Origin of the sequence: Ulvibacterium marinum, assembly GCF_003626755.1 — a bacterium.
In the GTDB taxonomy this organism is placed as follows: Bacteria; Bacteroidota; Bacteroidia; order Flavobacteriales; family Flavobacteriaceae; genus Ulvibacterium; species Ulvibacterium marinum.
This window is the reverse complement of record NZ_RBCJ01000003.1, coordinates 1,234,323-1,256,284: the sequence shown is the minus strand read 5'-3', so window position 1 is coordinate 1,256,284 and position 21,962 is coordinate 1,234,323. Positions and strand designations below refer to the sequence as shown.

25 protein-coding genes are annotated in these 21,962 nt (G+C 39.9%); 18 read left to right on the top strand and 7 right to left on the bottom strand.

Annotated features, from left to right (window positions below):
- Positions 1-180: 180 nt before the first annotated feature.
- From D7Z94_RS18675 to D7Z94_RS18635, 9 genes are all read left to right on the top strand, one after another.
- Entirely contained in the window at positions 181-2,007 is a 1,827-nt protein-coding gene (locus tag D7Z94_RS18675; RefSeq protein WP_120713061.1) for a transglutaminase-like domain-containing protein, read from the top strand.
- Positions 1,976-4,003, top strand: a complete 2,028-nt coding sequence (locus D7Z94_RS18670) for a DUF3857 domain-containing protein (protein ID WP_120713060.1) — start codon at positions 1,976-1,978, stop codon at positions 4,001-4,003. Before D7Z94_RS18675 ends, D7Z94_RS18670 begins: the two co-directional genes overlap by 32 nt.
- Before the next feature lie 26 nt (positions 4,004-4,029).
- Positions 4,030-4,527: a RidA family protein gene (locus D7Z94_RS18665; RefSeq protein WP_245967244.1), complete on the top strand. Its 498-nt coding sequence runs from the start codon at positions 4,030-4,032 to the stop codon at positions 4,525-4,527.
- An 80-nt stretch (positions 4,528-4,607) separates the two neighbouring features.
- Positions 4,608-5,177 carry a DUF427 domain-containing protein gene (locus D7Z94_RS18660; RefSeq protein WP_120713059.1) on the top strand — a complete coding sequence of 190 codons (570 nt, stop codon included), beginning with the start codon at positions 4,608-4,610 and terminating at the stop codon, positions 5,175-5,177.
- Between the two features lie 80 nt (positions 5,178-5,257).
- Positions 5,258-5,620: a hypothetical protein gene (locus tag D7Z94_RS18655; protein WP_120713058.1), complete on the top strand. Its 363-nt coding sequence runs from the start codon at positions 5,258-5,260 to the stop codon at positions 5,618-5,620.
- A 132-nt stretch (positions 5,621-5,752) separates the two neighbouring features.
- On the top strand, positions 5,753-6,559 hold the full coding sequence (locus D7Z94_RS18650; protein WP_120713057.1) for a DUF4198 domain-containing protein: 807 nt from the start codon (positions 5,753-5,755) through the stop codon (positions 6,557-6,559).
- Positions 6,560-6,719: 160 nt separating this feature from the next.
- On the top strand, positions 6,720-7,517 hold the full coding sequence (locus D7Z94_RS18645; RefSeq protein WP_120713056.1) for an RNA polymerase sigma factor: 798 nt from the start codon (positions 6,720-6,722) through the stop codon (positions 7,515-7,517).
- A 68-nt stretch (positions 7,518-7,585) separates the two neighbouring features.
- Positions 7,586-8,053 (top strand): SRPBCC domain-containing protein, encoded by a 468-nt coding sequence (locus D7Z94_RS18640; RefSeq protein ID WP_120713055.1) that lies wholly within the window; start codon positions 7,586-7,588, stop codon positions 8,051-8,053.
- Between the two features lie 7 nt (positions 8,054-8,060).
- The gene (locus D7Z94_RS18635; RefSeq protein ID WP_120713054.1) at positions 8,061-8,474 is read left to right on the top strand and encodes a DUF6855 family protein; all 414 of its coding nucleotides are present in this window, start codon (positions 8,061-8,063) and stop codon (positions 8,472-8,474) included.
- A 75-nt stretch (positions 8,475-8,549) separates the two neighbouring features.
- Here the strand turns inward: D7Z94_RS18635 and D7Z94_RS18630 are convergent, their stop codons facing one another.
- Together D7Z94_RS18630 and D7Z94_RS18625 are read right to left on the bottom strand one after the other, a co-directional pair.
- A complete protein-coding gene (locus D7Z94_RS18630) occupies positions 8,550-9,443 on the bottom strand; it encodes a slipin family protein (protein ID WP_120713053.1) in 894 nt (297 codons plus the stop codon).
- Between the two features lies 1 nt (position 9,444).
- Positions 9,445-9,813 (bottom strand): GntR family transcriptional regulator, encoded by a 369-nt coding sequence (locus D7Z94_RS18625; protein WP_120713052.1) that lies wholly within the window; start codon positions 9,811-9,813, stop codon positions 9,445-9,447.
- A gap of 158 nt (positions 9,814-9,971) precedes the next feature.
- Between D7Z94_RS18625 and D7Z94_RS18620 the strand changes: the two genes are divergently transcribed.
- The 3 genes from D7Z94_RS18620 (at position 9,972) to D7Z94_RS18610 (ending at position 11,887) form a co-directional block, all read left to right on the top strand.
- Positions 9,972-11,069 carry a serine hydrolase domain-containing protein gene (locus D7Z94_RS18620; RefSeq protein WP_120713051.1) on the top strand — a complete coding sequence of 366 codons (1,098 nt, stop codon included), beginning with the start codon at positions 9,972-9,974 and terminating at the stop codon, positions 11,067-11,069.
- 283 nt (positions 11,070-11,352) lie between these two features.
- The gene (locus D7Z94_RS18615; protein WP_120713050.1) at positions 11,353-11,610 is read left to right on the top strand and encodes a type II toxin-antitoxin system ParD family antitoxin; all 258 of its coding nucleotides are present in this window, start codon (positions 11,353-11,355) and stop codon (positions 11,608-11,610) included.
- On the top strand, positions 11,597-11,887 hold the full coding sequence (locus D7Z94_RS18610; protein WP_120713049.1) for a type II toxin-antitoxin system RelE/ParE family toxin: 291 nt from the start codon (positions 11,597-11,599) through the stop codon (positions 11,885-11,887). Before D7Z94_RS18615 ends, D7Z94_RS18610 begins: the two co-directional genes overlap by 14 nt.
- A 120-nt stretch (positions 11,888-12,007) precedes the next feature.
- Here D7Z94_RS18610 and D7Z94_RS18605 read toward each other — a convergent pair whose 3' ends face one another.
- Positions 12,008-12,901: a DUF6503 family protein gene (locus D7Z94_RS18605; RefSeq protein WP_120713048.1), complete on the bottom strand. Its 894-nt coding sequence runs from the start codon at positions 12,899-12,901 to the stop codon at positions 12,008-12,010.
- A gap of 39 nt (positions 12,902-12,940) precedes the next feature.
- Positions 12,941-13,345 (bottom strand): hypothetical protein, encoded by a 405-nt coding sequence (locus D7Z94_RS18600; protein WP_120713047.1) that lies wholly within the window; start codon positions 13,343-13,345, stop codon positions 12,941-12,943.
- A 146-nt stretch (positions 13,346-13,491) separates the two neighbouring features.
- Here D7Z94_RS18600 and D7Z94_RS18595 point away from each other — a divergent pair, with 146 nt between their 5' ends.
- A complete protein-coding gene (locus D7Z94_RS18595; protein WP_120713046.1) occupies positions 13,492-14,643 on the top strand; it encodes a helix-turn-helix domain-containing protein in 1,152 nt (383 codons plus the stop codon).
- A gap of 160 nt (positions 14,644-14,803) precedes the next feature.
- Here D7Z94_RS18595 and D7Z94_RS18590 read toward each other — a convergent pair whose 3' ends face one another.
- Positions 14,804-15,385, bottom strand: a complete 582-nt coding sequence (locus D7Z94_RS18590) for a hypothetical protein (RefSeq protein ID WP_147415931.1) — start codon at positions 15,383-15,385, stop codon at positions 14,804-14,806.
- Between the two features lie 128 nt (positions 15,386-15,513).
- On the opposite strand from D7Z94_RS18590, the gene D7Z94_RS18585 reads away from it, so the two are divergent.
- From D7Z94_RS18585 to D7Z94_RS18575, 3 genes are all read left to right on the top strand, one after another.
- Positions 15,514-16,347 carry a hypothetical protein gene (locus D7Z94_RS18585; RefSeq protein ID WP_147415930.1) on the top strand — a complete coding sequence of 278 codons (834 nt, stop codon included), beginning with the start codon at positions 15,514-15,516 and terminating at the stop codon, positions 16,345-16,347.
- A gap of 89 nt (positions 16,348-16,436) precedes the next feature.
- Positions 16,437-18,368: a tetratricopeptide repeat-containing sensor histidine kinase gene (locus tag D7Z94_RS18580; RefSeq protein ID WP_120713043.1), complete on the top strand. Its 1,932-nt coding sequence runs from the start codon at positions 16,437-16,439 to the stop codon at positions 18,366-18,368.
- The gene (locus D7Z94_RS18575; RefSeq protein ID WP_120713042.1) at positions 18,365-18,997 is read left to right on the top strand and encodes a response regulator transcription factor; all 633 of its coding nucleotides are present in this window, start codon (positions 18,365-18,367) and stop codon (positions 18,995-18,997) included. The genes D7Z94_RS18580 and D7Z94_RS18575 overlap by 4 nt, the downstream gene beginning before the upstream one ends.
- A 50-nt stretch (positions 18,998-19,047) precedes the next feature.
- On the opposite strand, the gene D7Z94_RS18570 is transcribed toward D7Z94_RS18575, so the two are convergent.
- Positions 19,048-19,980 carry a L,D-transpeptidase gene (locus D7Z94_RS18570; protein WP_120713041.1) on the bottom strand — a complete coding sequence of 311 codons (933 nt, stop codon included), beginning with the start codon at positions 19,978-19,980 and terminating at the stop codon, positions 19,048-19,050.
- A 13-nt stretch (positions 19,981-19,993) separates the two neighbouring features.
- Positions 19,994-20,233, bottom strand: a complete 240-nt coding sequence (locus tag D7Z94_RS18565; protein WP_120713040.1) for a hypothetical protein — start codon at positions 20,231-20,233, stop codon at positions 19,994-19,996.
- 162 nt (positions 20,234-20,395) lie between these two features.
- Here D7Z94_RS18565 and D7Z94_RS18560 point away from each other — a divergent pair, with 162 nt between their 5' ends.
- Entirely contained in the window at positions 20,396-21,178 is a 783-nt protein-coding gene (locus D7Z94_RS18560) for an MlaE family ABC transporter permease (RefSeq protein WP_120713039.1), read from the top strand.
- A 56-nt stretch (positions 21,179-21,234) separates the two neighbouring features.
- Positions 21,235-21,960, top strand: coding sequence for an ABC transporter ATP-binding protein (locus D7Z94_RS18555; protein WP_211341815.1), 726 nt, complete (start codon positions 21,235-21,237; stop codon positions 21,958-21,960).
- Positions 21,961-21,962 lie beyond the last annotated feature (2 nt).

Here is a 21,962-nt window from a genome sequence, read left to right as displayed (position 1 = left end):
CAATTAAAGTTAAAATAGAGGATTGATTCGAAATATGCCAAGACCATGATTTTAAAAATACATTACAGACACATTTTTTCTTTCACTATTTACCAAGAAAACATAGTTGCCCATGTCAAAAAATTGTATTTGTTCTTGTAATTTTACTATGAATAATTAAATATCAGAATGACTAAGTTCATGAGAAGTTCCTCTATAAAGTCATTTTTTTTACTTTCCCTATTTGTCACCTCAGTTCAGGGAATCGCTCAGAACATATCTATAGAAAATAGAGTAGAGGATATCATAATAAAAAAGGACACTTCTTTTGTGAAACATGTGAGTGTAGTGATAAAAGAGAGTGAGCAAGAAGTTTTGTATCCAATTTTTTATGATAACGAACTTGAAAAAATATCTGATATACAAGTCTATTCCAAAAAGGGAAAACGCTTTAAGCCTGTAAAAGATAAAGTCATCATAGAAGATGATGTGGAACTTGAATATATTGCAAGCAAAAAAGTAAAGACAATCATTATCCCTCCGGGGTCCAAGTCAAAAATCTCATACACTGTTGACTGCGACGAGCTGATGTATTTTTCAGATCTTCGATTTTTTTCATACAACAAAGTAGATACCCTAAAATATAAGCTACAAGTCCCTGACACCTTCCAGTTCGTTCATAATGCAATATATGAGGAATCGCTCGAATATGTCAGCATGGATTCCATCAGTATGGATAGTACGACCAAATGGAACATTGAAGTTGTTCCAGAAAGGATAGAACCCGACCCCTTGGCGTTTTTTGGAATTTATCGAAACAAGAAATCTCCTTTGATGAGGACCATCGTGGTACCAGCTTCATACAAAGACAATGCGACGAAATATCTGAATGATTGGTATCTGCAAAAAGTACAAGCGAAAAGAGGACTTAGCCCAAAAGTGATACATAAGATTAACGAACTAACCAAAGGAAAATCAGAACCTTCGGACATACTTGACATTCTATATAATTATGTGAAGAATAATTTTAAATATGTAGCCATTGAAATAGGAATGGGCGCTTTTATCCCTACTCACGCCAATGAGGTTTTTTCACAAAAGGAGGGTGATTGCAAGGATTTATCAAACTTTCTTTCGGAAGCATTAAACTACAAAGGGATAAATAGTCATATTGCTCTTGCTGCCACCTATGATCATATCAGCGATTGTGATTTTCCTTCATTGAGTTCTGCAAACCATGTGGTATGCATGGCATACTTAAATGATATCCCAATTATTTTGGATCCGACGGACCCAATTCACTCTCCCAAAACACCTGTTCAAAGCATACAAAATCGGTCAATACTGATTGTTAATCCAAGTGGTGGAGAGTGGCACAAAGCACAGGGGTTTACCCCCCGACAGAATTTAATAGACTATAACATAGAATTAAAGGAAGGTTCGGATAAAATTTTGGTAGGTGGGTTTCAAGTAAGCTATAATGGAATTTCAGGTAATTTTTTAAGGCGTGGGTTCATTCACTTGGATGAGAAAAAAACAAATGCTTCAATAGAAAAACATTTCACATCGGTTTTTGGCAATCAGTCCATTGAAGATTTCAGTATATCTCCTCAAACCAATATGGTCGACGCAAAAGGAAAGCTATCAATTAATGGAAAAATATTCAATGATTCGGGAAGCCGAGTTCTATTCCTTGATTTTTTACCCATACCCTTGGAAACACAGGAAAGGGGAGAACTGCTGGAGGGAACCCACTTGGGAAGCAATTTAAGTAAGAGAGTGCATTTAAAAATTGAAATGAACAAGGTATTTGAGGCTTTTAAACCAATTGAACACATATTTTCCGACGAAAGAGTTTCTCTAAAACTAAAAATCACCAATCCAAGCGATTTCATTATATGGGTTGAATATGAATTTGAATGTGATTACAATTTAGTCAACAAGGAAAATTCTAAAGCTATAAACAAGATTTTGACATCCTTCAAAAATGTTATAAATGACCCTATCATTCTTAAGAAAAAAGGTTGAAAAGCATATTGCTTTCTGTGTGCTGATTTTGCTACCAACAGGCATTTTAGCAAATGATAGCATTCCTAATTCCAACTTTCTTGAATATTGCAAAAAATCTGATGCTTATCTAAAGTATTCTTACACAGATGTTGCCTACGCCAAAGCATGGGGAAGCTACAGAAGATATGTTTCGATAAACAACAAATTGGTTGTTAACAGCAGAGCTGGGGTTAATAGGTTTGCATACTTAAACTTGAATGAGTACATAAGTAATAACTTAGATGAGATTGAGGTTAAGACCTTAAAAGCCGATGGCACAGTTATAGAGCTGGACTCTAGTAAAGTGTTTCAAACCAGGTCCGGTGACAGGAAATTAGGCCCAATAAACTATCCCATTCCAGGCGTAGAACCTGGAGATACTATTGAAACCTCCTATACCTATAGAGACTACGTTAAAGTGCCGGAGATGACGGATTTCGTGAATTTATATTCGGAAGTACCAAGCTTGAACACGGAATACTCAATTAAATCGGACCCGGAACTCCTTGTACGATATAAGGTATACAATAAGTTTCCCGAACCTCAAATAATATCAAACGATACATTGATTTATTGCTTGTTTAAAATGGAAAAAATCAAGGGCCTAGAGGAAAACAACAACTCCTGTATACCCTGTGAGTTACCATACATGTATTATTCAATGGAAAAACGGGATAGCGAATTTAGAAAATGGAAAGATGTATATAATCAGGAATTCAATCTTATAACGCAGCCCGTTTCGTTGGACAATAAAAACTCATCTTATTATAATAGATGGAAAAGGAGTGTTATTGGTGAAGCCAAAGACAGTAGTAAATACCATAAATTCACTCTTTTGCACCAGGATGTTCTGAACAACATCCAAATGGAACCGCCTAAAAAAGACGAATTGTTGAAATCCAACGGTTATTTTCTAAAGGAAAAACGATTTAACCCACTTGGCATCCGTAGGTTGTATAGGCAATTGTTAGAGGATTTGGGGATTGAATATTGGGCCGTATTCGCCAGAAGTAAGCGAGCTGGGAAAATAGACCCTCATTACATCAGAAAAGGAGAATATGATCATATATTTTTTGCTTACAACGATGATAAAGGCGTTATGAACCTGCTTTATCCTCACGAAGCTTACTACAAGTATCAAATTAACGAAATCCCGACTTCAATTTATAATACCGATGCTGTTATCGCTAAGCCCTATTTGACAAAAAAAATTAAGAAAAAAGACAGATTCATTGGTTATGACCTTGAATTGGCAGTTGCGGATTCAGTTACGGTAAACACGGTCAAACTACCCGGAACAAGCTCACATCATAATTATGTAAAACAAGTTTTTTACAGTAATGTGAATTTGGAAAAAAAAGAAACACCAATCAAATATAGATTTTCTGTGTCCGGGGGATTATATACGGAGTTGAAGGCGTTTTTTGAGCTATTGGCACAAGACGAAGAAGTATATGATTTTTACAATGCATTGGAAGAATTTGAGGGTGATGAAGACTTAATAGAGATTGATACAGTTACCAAAACCATCCTAAAGAACGCTAAACCTTTTAGTTTTAGAATGGAAGCCGAGGGAACTCTTAAAGGTGCCATGTCTTTTTTAACTGATAATATGGTGAGTATTTCTCTTGATAAGTTGGTTCAACATAATCAGATTGAAACTGAACACGACACTGCCGATCTTAATTATTATCTCGATTATGGGTATTCAGATTATCTAATGGCAATATTTAAATTTCAAAATAATATTGAAATATTGGATATTGATGGGTACAACATCGATTTTAAAAATGATTTTGGAGAGTACTTTTTTAAATTGGAGTTGGTTGGAAAAAATCAGGTCACACTTCAATCAAACTACGAAATCAATAGGGAAATGATCCCTAAAGATGAATACGCACACTTGAAAAAAATAAATCAATTGTTACAAGAAACCAAGAACAAACGTATTCTCGTAAAGATAAAAAACCTGTAGGTTCAGAAACGTTAGTACCAACAAATGTGTTAAGTGAAAATGCAAAAAAACGATTGGATGACCGGAAGCCTAGTACACAAAAATTAAGAGGTCTGGGGCTACAACTACCTGAGGTCTCAACACCGGGAGGGAACTATCTTTCCGTTACTATTCGAGGAAGTATCGCCTATGTTGCCATACAGTTCCCGATCTTGAACGGTGAATATTTCTATCTGGGCCGTTTGGGCAATGATTTAACAACCCAAGAGGGTATCCAAGCCATGGAACTTTGCGCACTACATGTATTGGCGCAAATAAACGATAAAATAGGTTTTGAAAACATACTGGGGTTAAATCGTGTCGACGCCTATTTTCAGTCCGGAGAAGATTGGGACGATTCACCCCTAGTTGTGGACGGAGCGTCAAATCTATTCGTAAAGGTATTGAGAGATGCGGGACTTCATAGCAGATCTATACTTGGTGTGGAACGTTTACCTCGGAATTTTTGCGTCGGGTTAACGGCATCGCTAACCCTAAAAGGGTAATTAAATGATAAAAGCCCAACGCTCCGTTCAAATACGATAGCGTACATTTAGGTGAAACTCTAAAAATTTAGAACAATCCCATGAAGTCCAATGCGCGAAGCAAAACCCAGGTAAACTGGTTGCAGAAGGCCCGCGAGGGCTGGAGCCACAAAGGTGAAAAGAGACCGCCTTTCGCCATTGAACCCCAAAAAGGACAACGATCCGTTTGGGACTTTGCCCGCCCACCTATTATCGAAAAAGTCACCAAACCGGTAACGATCCACCATAAGGGCACACGTATTGCCAATTCCCAAGATGCCCTGGCCGTGCTGGAGACCGCCAGTCCGCCAACATACTATATCCCAGAGCAGGATATCGACATGAGTATGCTTAGTAGCATGCCCAGAAAAACCTCATTATGCGAATGGAAGGGCAGTGCCGTCTATTGGGCACTGAAAGATATGACGGACCTACCGGTAGCCTGGTCATATCCCAAACCTTTTAGTGAGTTTGAGGGACTAAAAGGTCATTTGGCCTTCTACCCACAGTATCTGGATTGCAAAGTGGATGGGATAAAGGTCCTGCCCCAACCCGGTAGATTTTATGCGGGATGGATAACACCCGACCTAGTTGGACCTTTTAAAGGGAATCCAGGAACCGAACATTGGTAAGCCCTTTCTAAAGATCCACCTTTAAAAATTTAGATACGGGATTGTAATTCACTAAATTTAGATACTGAAACTATTTTGATATGCAAAAGTTCTTTTATCTCACCGCAATGGCATGGTTGGGTGTTTATCCTATGCATGCCCAGGATATGCAAAAATCCGAAGATACAAATCGGGATAATACCAAGGTTGAGAAACACCGGAGCGATACAAGTACAGAACCCTCTACCCTATTGAAAAGAAAATCTGAGAACACTATTGGGCCACAAAGGCATCTCTCCGAGGCCATTGGCAATTCCATGGGCCAATATCCACATACCGATAAATTATCAACCTCAAACCTACCAGAAATGACGGTATACGAACCAAAGGGTAATTATAAAATGAGGGTTTTTGAAGTGGATAGCACGAAACAATTCCACCTCAAGATATATAAGGCCCTATAAGTTTTCGGCTTAAATCCCATATGTGAAATTATGGATAAGGTTGGATTTATCTCATCAATTCTATTTGGAATATCGTAATTGTATCTTTCGTTGCCATAACTTTGTTACACGCAAAAAAATAGTTGTGTTGAAATGAGAAGAACATATACCGCCTTTATTCTAGTAATCCTGTACTTACTTTTATCATCCCACGAACTGTTCCTGAAGTCCGACCGTTATTTTTTTGAAGAAAATAGCCAGGAGGAACTTTACCTTTTTAATGGAACATTTGATAAAAGTGAAAATGTGATTACCAGAGACCGAATCGTTAATCCAAAAATACTCGGTCCTGATTACAATTTTATACCCACCTCCGATGATTTTTATGATACCGATGACATCACCTATTTAAAATTCAAAACCGGCAAAGCCGGTACTTATGTGGCAGGAATATCTACCCTCCCCAGGGCTATTGAACTCAGTGGGAAGGATTTTATGGCCTATCTGGAACACGAAGGATTGACCGGGGTAATTTCGGATAGAAAAAACAAAGGAATCTCCAACCGCACCGCCAATGAAAAATATTCCAAGCACGTTAAGGCCCTCTTTCAAGTGGACGATACAAGAACGGACAACTTTTCAACCCAACTGGATTACCCCATTGAATTCATCCCTTTGAAAAATCCGTATGAACTATCGGTTGGTGATGAAGCATCATTCAAACTTGTATATGAGGGTGAGCCACTTGGCAATCAAACCGTTCACGTAAGCTCACGTATAAACTTGGAAGAGCAGGACAAGGAGGAAACTTCCTTAAAAACCAACGAAAAAGGGGAGGTCAGCTTTACCATCGCTAACTTAGGCCAATGGTATATTGCGACTATTCACATGCAGGAAAGTAAAGAGGAGGAATTTGATTATGAATCCAATTGGGCCACGCTGACCTTTGAAGTAAAATAGAGCGGGACATGGTAAGGCAAACGTCAAGAAAAGCCCCAATACGTAAGTTTTGCCAAAGTTCAAATCAAGGATTCCCAACAAAATTTCCTATGGGGGTATATAACTCCTCCATCAGACAGGTATTCAAAGTAATATCCCGGATTTAAAGCTAAAAGAAAAAATGACCAACGCACAATTCACCAATGAATTTGAACAGGCAAGACCACAACTTAAGGCCTATATACTAAGAATTACAGCGAGTGTTCAAGACTCGGAGGATATTGTTCAGGATACTTTTATCAAGGCCTCGGAGAAAATTGATACGTTCCGTGGCGAAAGTTCTGTGAGGACATGGATCTTTACCATTGCTTCAAACCTTGCAAAGGACAATCTACGCGCAAAAAAACGTTGGACCGAAAATGTTACGGACATTTGCCGCGAGAAAGCATTGTCCAATCCCAACTATTTTCCGGAAATAATGCAAATCCAACAAACATCGCAGCAAGCAAAATTTGAGATCAAGGAGCATATAAATTTTTGTCTTACCTGTATTTCAAAATCATTACCGCTTGAACAACAAATCTGCCTCCTGCTAAAAGAAGTCCATGAATTCAAGGTATTGGAAATCAGCAAAATTTTGGATATCACCGAGGCAATGGTCAAATATTATTTGCATACGGCACGTGCCAAAATGGTCAAAATTTTTGAAGGGAGATGTGCCTTGATCAACAAGAAGGGAACCTGTCATCAATGTTCGGAACTCAACGGTATTTTTAATCCGAAACAGAATTTTGAGGAGGAGAAGAATAAAATAGAATTTGCAAAAAAAGCGAATGATCCCAACAGAGAGCACTTGCTGGATTTACGACTTGAAATCGTTAAGAACATCGATCCCTTTAATTCCAATGGCTCAGACCTTCAATTACATCATTTAGAGCATAATAGAAAGGTGATGGACGATGTTACCAAAAAAAAATAACAAATTGCCTATCGTTATATCCTGTTCAAACGTCAAAAGAATATAAATAAAACGAAAAAGAACAGAAAATGACAAACATGGCATCAGACGGCAAAGCCGTAACCCGTAAAAAAGTCTTTAGTAGAGAAACCGCAGTACGTATCGACATCCAAGCCAACAAGAGTATTATTTGGGCATTATTGACCAATGCAGAGGATTTTAGCCGTTGGAATAGCACTATACTATCCATTGAAGGCGATATAACCAAAGGCGAAAAAATTAAACTCAAATCAGTACTTGACCCCAAAAGGACCTTTAAGCTAAAAGTAAAGGAATTTGAGGCTGAGAACCGCTTGGTCTGGGGCGATGCCATGGGCAAACGTACGTACACCTTAAAAACAGTCGGTGACGAACTTACCAACTTTATGATGACAGAGAAAATAGGCGGCCCTATGTTTCCTTTGTTCGCCAGAATGATACCACCCTTTGACCAATCCTTTGAAAAATTCGCCAAGGACCTTAAGAAAGAAGCCGAATTCATCCAAAACTCAAAATAACAACGAAATGAACTACAGAGAAAAAATCGGAACAAAAGAAAATCCAATGGTGCTTAAGACACCTCCGCAATCATCGGAATACACCATGCATGTAGACGAAAAAGATGGCAGGGAAATACTGGTATGCACTGTAAAATCAACCGTGCTGCACTATGATATACGCTGCATTGAGGACTTGCATCAAATGCTCAAAAAACGTGGAGATTGGATAGAACTTGGCAGCAAAGATGAGAAAGTGGAAACAAAACCCGATACTGTTGAACATTGGGGTCGGTCTCCTGAAAACCCTGTTGGCGGTTGGTATGGCCTGAGAAAAGGATTTAAGGGTCGGTTCGGCATGTATATTCCACCACTTATGGAGGCTCTGGGACTTGCCGAAGTGACACATAACAAACGGGGAAACAAAATGAAGGCCAAATAAAAAATAGGCAACATTGGGTCTTATGAAGAGCCCCGGTCCGGCCTTCCAATATTTAATTTATCAATAATCAAATATTTAGTCCATACCCGGAAATTCTTCCTCATTAGCTTTTGCCAGGGATACCAATCCGCCTACGGCCCCAAGATTCATGGAATCCAATGCCGAACTGGGTACAATAACCATGGACCCCTTTTCTTTTAAACCTTCAAATAACATGTTCATTCCCCTAAGGTGCAAGGCAACGGGATTCTTTTTATAGCGTTCACTGGCTTCTGAAAATTTATGGGCAATTTCCGTTTCGGCCGTTCCAAGGATTACCCGTGCCCTACGCTCACGTTCCGCCTGGGCCTCCTTACTCATGGCATCGGCCAGAACTTGCGGAATGATTATATCCTTTATCCCAACCGTTTGGCAAGTAATCCCCCAGGGATTCGTATTGTGGTCCAAAACCTTTTGTAAATCCTCTGCAATTTTTTCCCTTTCCTGAAGAATGTCCGCCAACTCATGTTTCCCAATGATATCCCGTAATCCGGTCTGCGCTATATAGAAAATGGCCCTTTCATATTCCTGTACCTCCAGAGCTGCCTTTTCAACATCCCAAACCGTCCAATATACCACTGCATCCACATTTACCGGAACCGTATCTTTTGTCAAGGTCTGTTCCGCCTTAAAATCCGTGACCCTTACACGCTGATCAATGTATTTGTCTATTTGATCGATAATGGGAATAATGAAAAATATACCTGGACCCCTTAGGCCTTGGAATTTGCCCATCCTTAATACGACGGCTTTTTCCCACTGATCGGCTATGTGGATGGATCTTGATAACAACAGACAAGCCAACAATAGTAAAGCCAGTAGTTGGGAGTTGACCACATCAAAGTAGTAAAGCGCAACGCAAATACTTGATGTGGTTATCATTACGGTCGCGGAAATGGGGTTCCAAAATTTTTTGGTGATCGCTTTCATATTATTTTTGATTTTGTAGTTGATCGATTATCTCGTCTATGGTAAATCCATAGCTGTAGGCGATGGAAGAAAACTCGTTGCATATTTCACCAAGTTTTTGCGCCCTTTCCTTTGCCGATATCTTGATTTTGTTCTCGTTGATAAAAGTACCCGTACCCTGATGCGTCTCCAGTACATTTTGGATTTCAAGTTCCTTATAAGCCTTTGCTATCGTATTTAAATTAACCTTCAAATCCACGGCCAAAGACCTAACCGTAGGAAGTTGTTCACCTGTTTTTAAGTTTCCGGAGGCAATACCAAACTTAATTTGATCAATGATTTGCCTGTAAAAGGGGATTCCGGTCTTAGGGTCCAATTTAAATTTGATCATTATACTATAATAATATTGTACTATACATATATTACAAACATACAATAAATTTTTTAAATGCTCTTATTCGATAAGGCTACCTTACAAAAAATTATCAAATACACGGGAGATTAAGATGGTCATTTAATTTGTAAATTGAAGCAGAGCCCAAAAAAACGATGAAAGAAAATCTAATAGTAGCACTGTTCATTGTCATACTAAGTTCATGTAAGCAAAAACCTCATGTAAATTCATATCGCCCGTACTCAAACGACCATACCATTGTTCGCGACGGGTTGGGAAAACGTGTTGATTCGCTACTGTTGCGAGAAATCGCTGTCGGATTTTCAGGATCCGTTGTGGTTTCTGTAAATGATACTGTTATTCTTCAGAAGGGTTATGGTTGGATCGACTCTTTAAAGAGCCACAACGTAAAGCCCTCGACCCAGTTTTATTTGGCTTCCACTACCAAAGGTATTACTGGCGTATTGACCCTAGTGGCCCAACAAAAAGGAATCTTCAAAACATCCGATTCGCTATCCATGCTCGATGAAAATTGTCCAACGCATTTCGGGAACATTTCCATTCATGATATGCTTGTTCATACATCAGGTTTAAGCAATGAATATGAGACCTATGGAGCAACTACTAGGGAGGCCAATATGGAACTTTTATACCAAAGACCCTTGGGGCCAAAAGGTGAATTTAAATACTCCAGTGCCGGTTATTGGTTAACCGCAGCCGTTATTGAGAAAATATCAGGTATCACCTATGAAGAATTTGCTCGGGAAAACCTATTTAAAAGGGCCATGATGAAGAACACGGATTTTTGGTTCGAGGCGGATGAACAACATAAGGACGCGTTCGCACGGAAGCTGAAAAAATTCCCACCTGGTGATTTGCACCCCAATTGGGGTTACCGAGCGTCCGGGGGTATTACGACCAACATTATCGACCTCAATACTTATTTTAAGGCCCTGACGACTTTTCAAATCCTAAATAAAGGGTCATTGGATCAGTTGTTCGGCCCACATCTTACACTGGAAAGCGGTATAGGTATTGGATATGGTTGGTATACGACGACGACATCAAGAGGGACCAGAGAAATATGGTCCCGCGGTGGCGAATCATTTGGACATAATAGTGCCATCAGATGGTTCGTGGACGAAGATGTTGCCATTCTAATTTTAACGAATTGTGGTGAAATCGAAAGCGGCGGGGAAGCCAACAGAACGGTAAGTGACAAAATTGAAAACCTTATTTTTAAGGTTTCATAAAATAAATTGCACCCTCAAGCTTTTGGTTGGCTAAAGTTTTAATAAAGGATGATTTACTTTTCTGGGAATTCTTCAGCACTACAAACAATTATTCAAGAGCTACCGTTAATTCAAATAATTGTACTAAAGACCTACGAAGGTCATTTTTATACCCTTTCAGCGAAAGAGGGCAAATAATCAGTGAATTTACCCTCGCACACAAGGATTATAGTCAAATCTATTTGTTTATGATTCGATATCGAGTTATATTGCACCAATAGTATTACGATTTAATTTTATCCATATGGCAACAATTCGAAAATCCATAACATTTACCGAACAACAAGACGCTTGGATAAAGCAACAAATTGAAAAGGGCGACTTTACCAATGACAGTGAATACATTCGAGATTTGGTACGACAAGATCAAGCTAAGCATCGACAGATAACGGAGTTGGAAACCGCACTACAGGAAGGTTTGGATAGTGGTATTAGTGATAAAAGTGTGTCTGACATTATGCAAGAGGTCGAGGATAGAATGAGAGCCGATGGCCGACTGTAAGCTCTCAAGACTTGCCACCGATGATATAGCCGGTATTTATGAATATGGTATTCGTAACTTTGGCCTTAAACAGGCTCAATTATACTTGAGAGAAATGGAGATGAGTTTAGAAGTACTCGCCCAGCGACCTGATTTTGGCATTGATTCTTTTTTCTTGAGTATACGCCTATTTCGGTTTCGTCAAAAGGCATATGTCATATTTTATAAAAAAGAAGAAAACGGTATTGGAGTCGTTCGAATCTTGGGAAGCAAAATGGATTTTATCCGTCATTTGTAATACAAGTACAATCCGTTGCGCTATTTGGTACGTACTTTGAGAACACGAATTTGCATTTTTTTAATTTCCCCGCATTCCCTTGATATAAATGAAGTTATTGTGCCAAATGCACTTTTAGGACTAATCATTTTTGTCAAGTCCCCTCAAATCACTTATAGATAGTCCTTTAGGATCCAGAACTATGGATTGGAATCTCATTTCATGAATTAGCCCTTCTGGGGTCGGCAAATATCCCAAACGATGTACGAAGGGAATTACCATACCATCAATCTCCCTAAAATCATCAAAGACAACAAACCCCACAGCTTTGGGGTCTACTACCCGTACCGTGTATTGAACAATTTCCAGCAGTTTGGTCCTCTGGTTTATCCAATAGACGTACTGGTCAAATGTAGAGTTGGCCTTAGGGGTTTCCCAAGTCCCAAAAACCAAGTGATAGGCCTTATCTTGAAGCACGGTGTCCCTTACATGAGCGACTATAGGAACCTTTTTTATCCAATAGGGTAACTGAATAAAATACTCCTTTCCAACCAGCGCCGGAACCATATTCGAATCGTCCACTTGTCTGGCCTTTCCATCAATTATCTTGTATGGAACATTATGGTCAATACCCCATATTTCGTTCTTGGAAGGGCCATTAAGTAATCGGACCCGGGAATGTCCCAACCGAAAAGACAGAAAATCGTGTTGTAAAGCTTGTTTTAAATGAGGCCAATTGTTGTACTTGCGGAGGGGTTCTGGAGCTACTGACCAATCATCGATATAGGTCGCAGAAATGATGCTTGAATTTCCCTCAACCCATCCGTGTGCATCAAAACATTCATTTAAAAGCAGTCTTCCCTTTTTGTCCCTGTCCGAAATCTCAGTAGTATTACCATCAACCAAATCCATAATTTCCTTTGGCCTAATATCAATGATATCCGCAACAGACTGCCCAGAAGCATTGACCAAAACGCACATGACCAGTGCAAGGAAAAACCCAAGACTTTTATGTATTTGAATCTTGTTTTTCATGCTATTGTTTTCGTATTGAATATTACTTTTTTGAATTTTCTATTCCGTAATCGTTTTCAATGATTTTCGATACCTGATTATTCCAATAGTTTGAAAAATTGCAAATAGGGCAACCATAACATTCGTAACAATGATCAATAGCTTGCCTCCTGTGCTTATCTGGGAGGCTATGGCAAAAAGATTGTAAAATCCGAGAAACACATACAAAATGTCCAGAACGATAATTATCCAAACAAGAAGTGTGGACACTTTTTGTCTATAGGCCGAAATCAAAACTACAGCGGCAAATACAAGCAGTTGAATTGAAAAAGCCGTAGGTTGGCCATTGGCCATTTCATTGATGGCCGTTACCGATTTGCCCAATAACAAAGTGAGTGCAACAGTTGCCAAAGAGAAAAAACCGTTCCCTTTAAGGGCGGTTCTCAGTATAGTTAATCCTTCCATAGGGTTTTTGATTTATTCCGAACAAGATTACTTCAAATACATAAGTTTATGGTATCCGTAGATTGAGCGTGACCTATTTTATGGGCCTACCTTGAACAATGGTTGCCAAGACATTACATTTGTATTCTTAAGACGTATTTTTGAATATGGAGCATCAAACGGATATCACTTTTAACATCTGGTCGGTACTTCTACTTTTTGGGTTTTTACAAGGTTTATCTCTAAGTATTGTACTCGTCACCGGGGTTTCTAAGAAGAAGTCCAAATACTTCTTGATTTCACTTATTGTAATCCTCTCATTGAACTTGCTGAATTACCTTGCCATTAACTCTACCCTATACATCAAGATTCCCCATTTTACCCATTTAAGCCTCCCTTTTCTCTTTCTAATAGGGCCTCTGTTCCTGTATTATATAAAATCTATCTTAAGCACTCGCCTTACATTGAAGCGCTCTGATTTACTGCATACTTTACCTTTTTTATTGGCCGTTGTATATATGCTTCCATTTTTTATGCTTCCGGGTGATGCAAAAATCCTGTTGATCAAAAATCAAATACAGTCCAATAGTCAGGTTTTAGATTTGGGAACCCAAATATTCAGTGTAACGCAAATACTACAATGCTTAGTTTATATCGTTATTTCTTTGAGGCTACTTTCCAAAAAATCCCAGACGAACATAGGTAAGGTCTATAAAAGCAAACTAATGTGGCTAAAGAAATTTGCCCTAGGATTTCTGGTATTTTGGCTGATTGATTTTTTGGCCTTGCTGTGGTACTTTCAAAAAGGATTTATCGATATTAGGGCTTATTACCTAACCATGTTCTGTTGCGCGCTGGCAATCCATACTTTAGTGGTCCTCGCCATTAAGAGCAATAAGGCCTTTACGGAGGTTTTTCTGGATACAACTGGAGAAAAGTACCAAAGTTCGGGTCTTTTGGAATCCGATCTAAAGCGATACCTTTCGGAAATCCTGGTTTACATGGAGAAGGAAAAGCCCTATTTAGATCATGACCTCTCGTTGTCCAAACTTTCCAAAGATATCAATAAACCCAAGTATTTGGTATCTCAGGTATTGAATGTTGAATTGGGAAAAAACTTCTATGAGTTTCTTAACGAATATCGTTTCAAGGAAGCCAAATCTCGATTGACCAATCCCGAATATCGTCATCTTACCATATTGGCGGTGGCCTATGATTCCGGTTTCAGTAATAAAAATACGTTCAACAAGGTGTTTAAAAAGCTCTCCGGTACCACACCTTCGGAATTTCTTAAATCGACTTCGCAGACAGATGTTTGATTGAACCTTATTTAGTAACGCTGTCCAGTTTTATGGTACCTTAAAACCAATCATAGTATGAAAGGACTACATCGGAACGTGAAAGTTAGCCCTTAACCGTTATCCTTGAAAAGTCTTGTGCACTGCTACGAAAATCTTTGAAACCAGCCTTTGCTTGCCATCAAATATCCGGTTTTATGGTCACGGTGACATCTACCGTTATACCCACCTTAAAATCTACAGGATTGTGCGAAAGTGTACCAAAGTAACCAATGATTATACTCGTTGAACCTGCTGCCAATCCTGCTTCTATAGGACTAAAATCATCCTCATGAAAAAAGGCGTCATTCCTAAAATCAGCTTCAGCTATCCGTATACCACTATCCAAAATTTCCGAAGTAAATATTGACATAGTATTTGGATCTGCAAAAGTAAATCCGGACTCAATCACAAATGCTTCTTCGTTACCTTCAAAATCTTTATAGGAATAGCGAACTCTATCAATGGTAACCTTGCTTATCTCGCCCCGATCGTTGATGGCATTGGCAATATCAGGATCAGATTCAATTCTATAGGTAGCTAACTCAGTTGCTACCGTAATGGGATCGGTTTCTTCACTAACTGCTGTTTCGCTTACAATCCCTAAATCTCCGGCAAAGGAAATCGAGACATCAAATTCTTCCTCGATGAGCTCTTCCAATTCTTCACAGCCCATTAAGGGCAATAGCAATGCTAGATATAAAAAAGGCGTTAATGCTTTCATAACTTCTTGGTTTTTAGATTCAATCGAAAAGTACAAGCTCTACAAAAGACTTAAAATACCTAACGTTAGGTATTTGTTTAAAAATAAAAGGGGGGTAGGTTTGACTCAACCTTAAAAAGCTGACAATCATGAGAAGAACCTTGTTAATTCTGTTATGGCCCATTTTTTCCATGGGGCAATCGGTCAGGTTCATTGAAGTAGTACATGAGAAAAAAAATGAACCCTATATTGAATTGAGTGCCAACAAAAATGGTGGAACCGCAGTTTTTAACCGAACGTATCGCTCAGGTTGTATTGGGGCCTACGAAATTCGGTGGACATTTTCAAAAGATTTAAGTCTGCTCCAACCTGGTGAGACCTTCGGGGTTACCCTTCAATGTGCAAGTTGCCGGACCCCTTGCGGTTATAAATGGGGCATCGCCGATGTCATGGCTTCCAACAACGTGCTGAAGATACCAGGCTACCCAGAGTACACCTATAATGGCAATATAGGTCTTGTAGGTACATCTGGAAGTAGTTCCGGGGTTTTTGATTGGCAGCCCGCGCAGTTCTCAAACACATATACCTTTACTTATCAACCCAAAAAGTCGGCAAAATTTACAGCAATTACATTCTCCATTGCCGGACATCGTATCTATTACGTGTTTGGTGAAGCCACAAGGCCTACTTCAAACGGCATAAATTGCCACACCCTCTTAGGTCTGGGTAAACTAGTCAATAGTCTGGAGCTTGGTGCTTACGAGGGGTACCCTTGGGATTGGATGGACAAGACTATAGACTATGCCCTAAATCATATAAGTGCTTCGAACTGCCTTAGCGGCACCTATTTAAAAGGTTTAAAATCAAGAATTTACGGGGCTGATGATACCAATCTATTCTATACGGAAATACGGACCTATTCACAGAAGCTTGAATCGGAAGTGGCGTCCTCATGTTCGGCCTGTTCAAGCTGCGCCCAATAAAGAAGTCATTGCGCAATCAACCTCATCGTTCAATCGGCTAAAAAAAATAAGGCAGCGCTATAAAGCAAAAAATTGATAACTTTAAAGTAATGACCGCCAAGCAATTGCATATCATTACCATTTTCCTATGCCTGTTGATGTCCGTCCAGGTTTTTGGCCAGACGGCCCGGATAGATAGCCTGTTGACCGCGTTGCAACAGACCGATTCAAAAGAAGGGAAGGCCAAACTTCACATACAACTATCGAAAATTTTTGAGCGCACCGAAATAGCGCAAAGCAAGGAATTCGCAAAAAAAGTATTGCTTTTTGATAACGACTCCTTAAAAAGTGAGGCACATAACCAACTGGGCAGGGCCAACTTCTATCAAAATCAGCTGGATTCCGCAGCGTTCCATTTCAAAGAATCCATTAATCTGCTCAACGAATTGGGTCATCAAGACCAAGCCGCCTCCGTTAGGATAAGCCTGGGAGCCGTACACCTCAGAAAAGGGGACTACAAAAATGCCGTGACCACCTTAATCCAAAGTGCACAGTATTTCGAAAAGAAAGGTGACAGCATTAATATGGCCAAGTGTTACAGCAATGTATCCTCAGCATTTGGTGAACTGGGAGACTCCCAGAAGGCTATTACTTACGGTGAAAGGGCACTAGTCATCTTTACCCGAAAAAACATGCTTCCCTTCAAGGCCGTCACATTGCCCAATCTTGCCGGCGAATTTTTAAAATTGGGGGATACCCTAAGGGCAAAAACCTATTTTTTGCAAGCGGAAGCCTTGGCAAAACAACGTAATGATCAGTTCTCTCTGGCCAGAGTTTACAACAACCTTGGCAATATGTACCTTGAGACCGATCACGACCAATCCGAAAACTATCTCATGAGGTCGCTTGACCTACGGAAGGAAACCAAAAGCAATGACGGAATCGGAACTTTATACAACAATCTTGGCTATCTACAATTAAAAAAGGGAAATACGCAAAAAGCCATCCCTCATTTGAGAACCGCTCTGCAGTATGGCAAAGGTTCGAACGCTAGTACCACTTATAACAATTTGGCAAACGCCTATCAGCAACTGGGCGACTATAAAACAGCACTATTCTTTGAGGAAAAAAAGAGTGCCTTGAACGATAGTATCCTAAAAATTGAGAACCAAAAGGCCATTGCCGAGATTTCAACCAAATACGAAACTGAAAAAAAGGAAAAAGAAATTTTAAATCTGCAGAACGTCAATCTACAGACTGACATCAAAAGGAGGCAGAACAGAAACCTTATGTACACGGCCTTTGCCCTTCTGCTCATTGGCGGTATCCTTACCTATGCATATATCAAAAACTCAAGAAAAAGAAGAGTGATTGCCGAGCAAATGCAAGATCTGGAAAGCCAAAAAGTTGAAAAACTTCTCAAAGAACAGGAATTGATTGGAATCGATGCAATGATCGAGGGTCAGGAAAAAGAACGGCAGCGCATCGCTGAAGATCTGCATGATAGTTTAGGTGGAAAACTTTCGGCCCTGAAATTATTCGTTGAGGATATCAAAAAGAGTGACCAAGCACTTTATGACAAAATAAAGATGGTTTTAGATGAATCCTATGACGATGTGCGCCATATTTCACATCAAAAGAATGCATCGGCCATGATAGAAAAAGGGCTCATTCCTGCAGTCAATAGGGTAGCTAACCGATTGAAATCGACCAAAAAACTACAAGTTGAGGTCACCAATATCGATTTTAAAAAGAAAATTCAGAACTTCATTGAATTACAACTTTTCAGAATCATACAAGAACTGCTGACGAATACCATAAAACATGCCAAGGCAAAAAATGTAAACATTCAGTTTTCAGAAGAAAATGACACCTTGAACGTTCTATATGAAGATGACGGGATTGGTTTTGACAGTAAAAAAACCAATTTCGGGGTTGGCCTGAAAAACATTGGAAACCGAATTCAAAAAATGGGGGGTTCGTTAACAGTTGATTCGAATCCCGGTAACGGTACCACCGTCATTTTAAACGTACCCATATGAGTGTGAAAATCATCCTGGTCGATGATCATAAATTGTTTTTGAATGGATTGGAATCCATTTTGAAGAATGAGCTGGGCATTGATGTAATCGGTACAGCCACCAATGGCCTTGAATTGTTGGAGCTTATGGAAAGGCATAGCCCACAAATTATCCTTACCGATATCCGGATGCCCATCATGGACGGTATTGCCATCACCAAACTCTTCCAAAAAAAATACCCCAGAACATCGATTATTGCCCTGAGCATGTTCGACCAGGAAGACGATGTTGTTGAAATGTTGGATGCCGGGGCCAAGGGCTATGTTATAAAGAATGCCGAGAAGGAAGAACTGGTAGAGGCCATTCATACAGTTTCAAAAGGAAGTCATTATTTTAGCCCAAAATTTAAAGGAATCCATGAAAAGTGGACGGCCATGGAGAGGCAAACCAAAGATTTGAAACTGACACGGCGGGAACGACAAATATTGGCACTGCTCATCCGGGGAAAAACAAGTCAACAAATGGCCCAAGAATTGAACCTAAGCCGGTTCACCATTGACACCCATAGAAAGAACATTCACAAAAAATTGGGCATCAAGAGCAATCTGATCCTGGTTAAAGAAGCTAGTAAGTATCTTGACGATAACTAGATTAGGAGCAAAACAAACTGGCTATGCCGCCAATGAAAACCGTTTAGGCCCTAACGGAATTGTTCGTAATCATAAATATCCCTCAATACTTTTTTGTTTCCATTTTCATCCTTAACTTTTAAATCATAACGGATAGTTATGGGGGTACCAATTGGTGCGTGATAATAGATGATCCATGCATCCGCCTCCTTTACTCCGATACATCCATTTGAATAAGCCTTTCCCAAAGTTTCAGGATTAGTGGTAGGATGTATCATCTGCCCATTCCGGTTTCCATTGATCTCGGTTTCCAGCCAAGGTATTTGGGGCATTAAGGTCGTTTTTTCATCGTCCCTTTTGGTGAGATAAAATCGTTTACCATCCACGGGATTATAGAAATCAGGATCTCTTACGTGTTTTATGATCACACCTTTTCCCCGTTTTGTGCGCAAATCCGTTCGTCTATCGCCCATGACCAAATAACGCTTCCTGTTTTGCCCCACCCTTATGGGAAATGTATAAAGCAGTTCGGAGTCTTGATAGATCCGTAATTTGAATTCGGGAATATTCACATCGATGCTGGTATTTTCAAAATTCTGTAAGAGATTACATGCCATTAAGGAATCAGGAACTTTTAGCACATTCCCTTTGGGCAATACGATTAGTTGTTTTTGGTCATATACAAAGGAATCCCGCGCTGACATTCTGTAATAGTCCGTATTTGCCAAAGTATCGATGATCCATGGATTGGCCCTTACCAAAAGATGTTCCGATATCGGATATTCAGTCAAATCATCATAGGTGGCGACCAACGAATCCATAAAACTGAAATAACCCCGTATCCGAACGGTATCCTTTATATAAATCTGTTTGGAAGAATTTTGTTTTCGAACCGTTTCTAAAAAATCGTAGGCCATCACAAAACCATCTTTGGAGATAGTTCCGAGTAAAGCTACCCTTAACAGTAGCCCTAAAATAATCATGAGTTTTAGGCAATTACTCATTTTTAAGGGGGGGTTAAGGATGGTTCTCAGGGATATCGAAACGACCCGTATCGTTAATCACCGAGCATCCCAGCTCATGAAGTTCCCTACGTACGACCTCCAAATCGCTGGTTGTTAGATATTCAAAGGAAATACTTGCATTATCCATATCCAGCGTAGTATTCCAGATATTGGGTAGATTATGCAACTTGTCCAATAGTGCTCTTTCGTTAATCCCTGATTTTTTAGGTTGAAACTCAAATGTCGTTCGCATGATTCCCTCGGTTTACTTTCTAAAATTAAGCAGCCTCACATCCATTAAAAATGAGCAGGATCAGTCTTCTCTAGATACCACCTACGGGTATGACCGCCGTCATTTCCAATAATCCTATTGCTTTTTAATTTTAAGGTAGGACAAGTCCACGAAAATTGAGATATGGCACAAGTATTTCATGTACCAAATAAAATACGGCGGTTCTTTATCGAAATCGGGGAGCTTTCCTTTTTTGCAGGTCGCTTTTTTAAGGAAGCCCTAAGACCCCCTTTTGAAATCAGGGAACTGCTACGGCAATGCTTTCAGATGGGAAACCGCTCCCTGGTCCTGGTCCTGGTCACAGGTTTTATCATTGGATTGGTATTGACCTTACAATCAAGGCCCACCATGATCCAATTCGGTGCCGAATCATGGATGCCCAATATGGTAGGTATTTCCATTGTTAGGGAATTAGGTCCTGTAATTACGGCCCTTGTATGCGCAGGTCGGATTGCTTCTGGAATTGGGGCGGAACTGGGTTCTATGCGGGTCACCGAACAGATAGATGCCATGGAAGTCTCCGGCACCAATCCCTTCAAGTATTTAGTGGTTACCCGAATCTTGGCAACGACATTGATGCTTCCATTATTGGTTATTTTGGGCGATGCCGTGGCCCTTTACGGATCAGCTTTGGTAGAATATTTTAAAGGTGAGGTTTCCTTTCGACTCTATTTCAATACGGTTTTCGATGCCTTGTCCTATGGCGATTTGATACCAGCCACCATAAAGTCGTTCTTTTTTGGGTTTGCCATTGGGCTGGTGGGATGCTTTAAGGGGTATTACTGCAAAAAGGGAACTGCTGGAGTGGGTTTGGCAGCAAATACGGCGGTGGTTTTCACATCGATGCTACTTTTTGTCATCGATTTTATAGCAGTTTTCATATCCGATATTTTTTATGAACTGTGATGGAAGCTAAAAAGGAAAAAACGATACACGAACAAGGAGTCAAGGCAAGGAAGGTAATGCTGGAAATTAAAGACCTATACAAAAGTTTTGGCGACAATCATGTACTAAATGGGTTCAACCTAAAGTTGTACCAAGGGGAAAATTTGGTAGTCATGGGAAAATCGGGCTCTGGAAAATCGGTCATGATCAAATGTTTGGTCGGTTTAATGCAACCGGACAAGGGCTTCATCTCGGTTATGGGACAGGAAATAAAAACCTTGGATCGCGAAACCTTGGATGCCTTACGTTCCGATATTGGTTTTCTATTTCAGGGAAGTGCCCTCTACGACTCCATGACCGTACGTGAAAATCTGGAATTTCCTTTAAGAAGACATACCGAAAAAGTGGGCGTGGTTACGGACACCAAACCTTTGGTGCTGGAAGCCTTGGAAAGTGTGGGTTTGGCCCAAACCATGAACTTGATGCCCGCGGAGCTTTCGGGCGGCATGAAACGCAGGGTAGCCCTGGCACGTGCTTTGATCCTAAGGCCGAAAATTATTCTTTACGATGAACCTACGAGCGGATTGGATCCTATTACGGCAAAGGAAATCATTGAACTTATGCGACACATACAAAAAAAGTATGACACGTCATCCCTAATCATTACGCATGATGTGGATTGTGCTAGGGTCATCTCGGAACGGATGATTTTATTGGTAGATGGAATCAATTATGCCGAAGGTTCCTATGAAGAACTTATAACATCAAAAGATTCAAAGGTCGAGGCATTTTTTAAAAAATAAAT

Excerpts from the sequence above, each read along its gene's own strand:
- D7Z94_RS18675 (WP_120713061.1), top strand. The coding sequence starts at position 181 with ATGAGAAGTTCCTCTATAAAGTCATTTTTTTTACTTTCCCTATTTGTC.
- D7Z94_RS18670 (WP_120713060.1), top strand. The coding sequence starts at position 1,976 with ATGACCCTATCATTCTTAAGAAAAAAGGTTGAAAAGCATATTGCTTTC.
- D7Z94_RS18660 (WP_120713059.1), top strand. The coding sequence starts at position 4,608 with ATGAAGTCCAATGCGCGAAGCAAAACCCAGGTAAACTGGTTGCAGAAG.
- D7Z94_RS18655 (WP_120713058.1), top strand. The coding sequence starts at position 5,258 with ATGCAAAAGTTCTTTTATCTCACCGCAATGGCATGGTTGGGTGTTTAT.
- D7Z94_RS18650 (WP_120713057.1), top strand. The coding sequence starts at position 5,753 with ATGAGAAGAACATATACCGCCTTTATTCTAGTAATCCTGTACTTACTT.
- D7Z94_RS18645 (WP_120713056.1), top strand. The coding sequence starts at position 6,720 with ATGACCAACGCACAATTCACCAATGAATTTGAACAGGCAAGACCACAA.
- D7Z94_RS18640 (WP_120713055.1), top strand. The coding sequence starts at position 7,586 with ATGACAAACATGGCATCAGACGGCAAAGCCGTAACCCGTAAAAAAGTC.
- D7Z94_RS18635 (WP_120713054.1), top strand. The coding sequence starts at position 8,061 with ATGAACTACAGAGAAAAAATCGGAACAAAAGAAAATCCAATGGTGCTT.
- D7Z94_RS18630 (WP_120713053.1), bottom strand. The coding sequence starts at position 9,443 with ATGAAAGCGATCACCAAAAAATTTTGGAACCCCATTTCCGCGACCGTA.
- D7Z94_RS18625 (WP_120713052.1), bottom strand. The coding sequence starts at position 9,813 with ATGATCAAATTTAAATTGGACCCTAAGACCGGAATCCCCTTTTACAGG.
- D7Z94_RS18620 (WP_120713051.1), top strand. The coding sequence starts at position 9,972 with ATGAAAGAAAATCTAATAGTAGCACTGTTCATTGTCATACTAAGTTCA.
- D7Z94_RS18615 (WP_120713050.1), top strand. The coding sequence starts at position 11,353 with ATGGCAACAATTCGAAAATCCATAACATTTACCGAACAACAAGACGCT.
- D7Z94_RS18610 (WP_120713049.1), top strand. The coding sequence starts at position 11,597 with ATGGCCGACTGTAAGCTCTCAAGACTTGCCACCGATGATATAGCCGGT.
- D7Z94_RS18605 (WP_120713048.1), bottom strand. The coding sequence starts at position 12,901 with ATGAAAAACAAGATTCAAATACATAAAAGTCTTGGGTTTTTCCTTGCA.
- D7Z94_RS18600 (WP_120713047.1), bottom strand. The coding sequence starts at position 13,345 with ATGGAAGGATTAACTATACTGAGAACCGCCCTTAAAGGGAACGGTTTT.
- D7Z94_RS18595 (WP_120713046.1), top strand. The coding sequence starts at position 13,492 with ATGGAGCATCAAACGGATATCACTTTTAACATCTGGTCGGTACTTCTA.
- D7Z94_RS18590 (WP_147415931.1), bottom strand. The coding sequence starts at position 15,385 with ATGAAAGCATTAACGCCTTTTTTATATCTAGCATTGCTATTGCCCTTA.
- D7Z94_RS18585 (WP_147415930.1), top strand. The coding sequence starts at position 15,514 with ATGAGAAGAACCTTGTTAATTCTGTTATGGCCCATTTTTTCCATGGGG.
- D7Z94_RS18580 (WP_120713043.1), top strand. The coding sequence starts at position 16,437 with ATGACCGCCAAGCAATTGCATATCATTACCATTTTCCTATGCCTGTTG.
- D7Z94_RS18575 (WP_120713042.1), top strand. The coding sequence starts at position 18,365 with ATGAGTGTGAAAATCATCCTGGTCGATGATCATAAATTGTTTTTGAAT.
- D7Z94_RS18570 (WP_120713041.1), bottom strand. The coding sequence starts at position 19,980 with ATGAGTAATTGCCTAAAACTCATGATTATTTTAGGGCTACTGTTAAGG.
- D7Z94_RS18565 (WP_120713040.1), bottom strand. The coding sequence starts at position 20,233 with ATGCGAACGACATTTGAGTTTCAACCTAAAAAATCAGGGATTAACGAA.
- D7Z94_RS18560 (WP_120713039.1), top strand. The coding sequence starts at position 20,396 with ATGGCACAAGTATTTCATGTACCAAATAAAATACGGCGGTTCTTTATC.
- D7Z94_RS18555 (WP_211341815.1), top strand. The coding sequence starts at position 21,235 with ATGCTGGAAATTAAAGACCTATACAAAAGTTTTGGCGACAATCATGTA.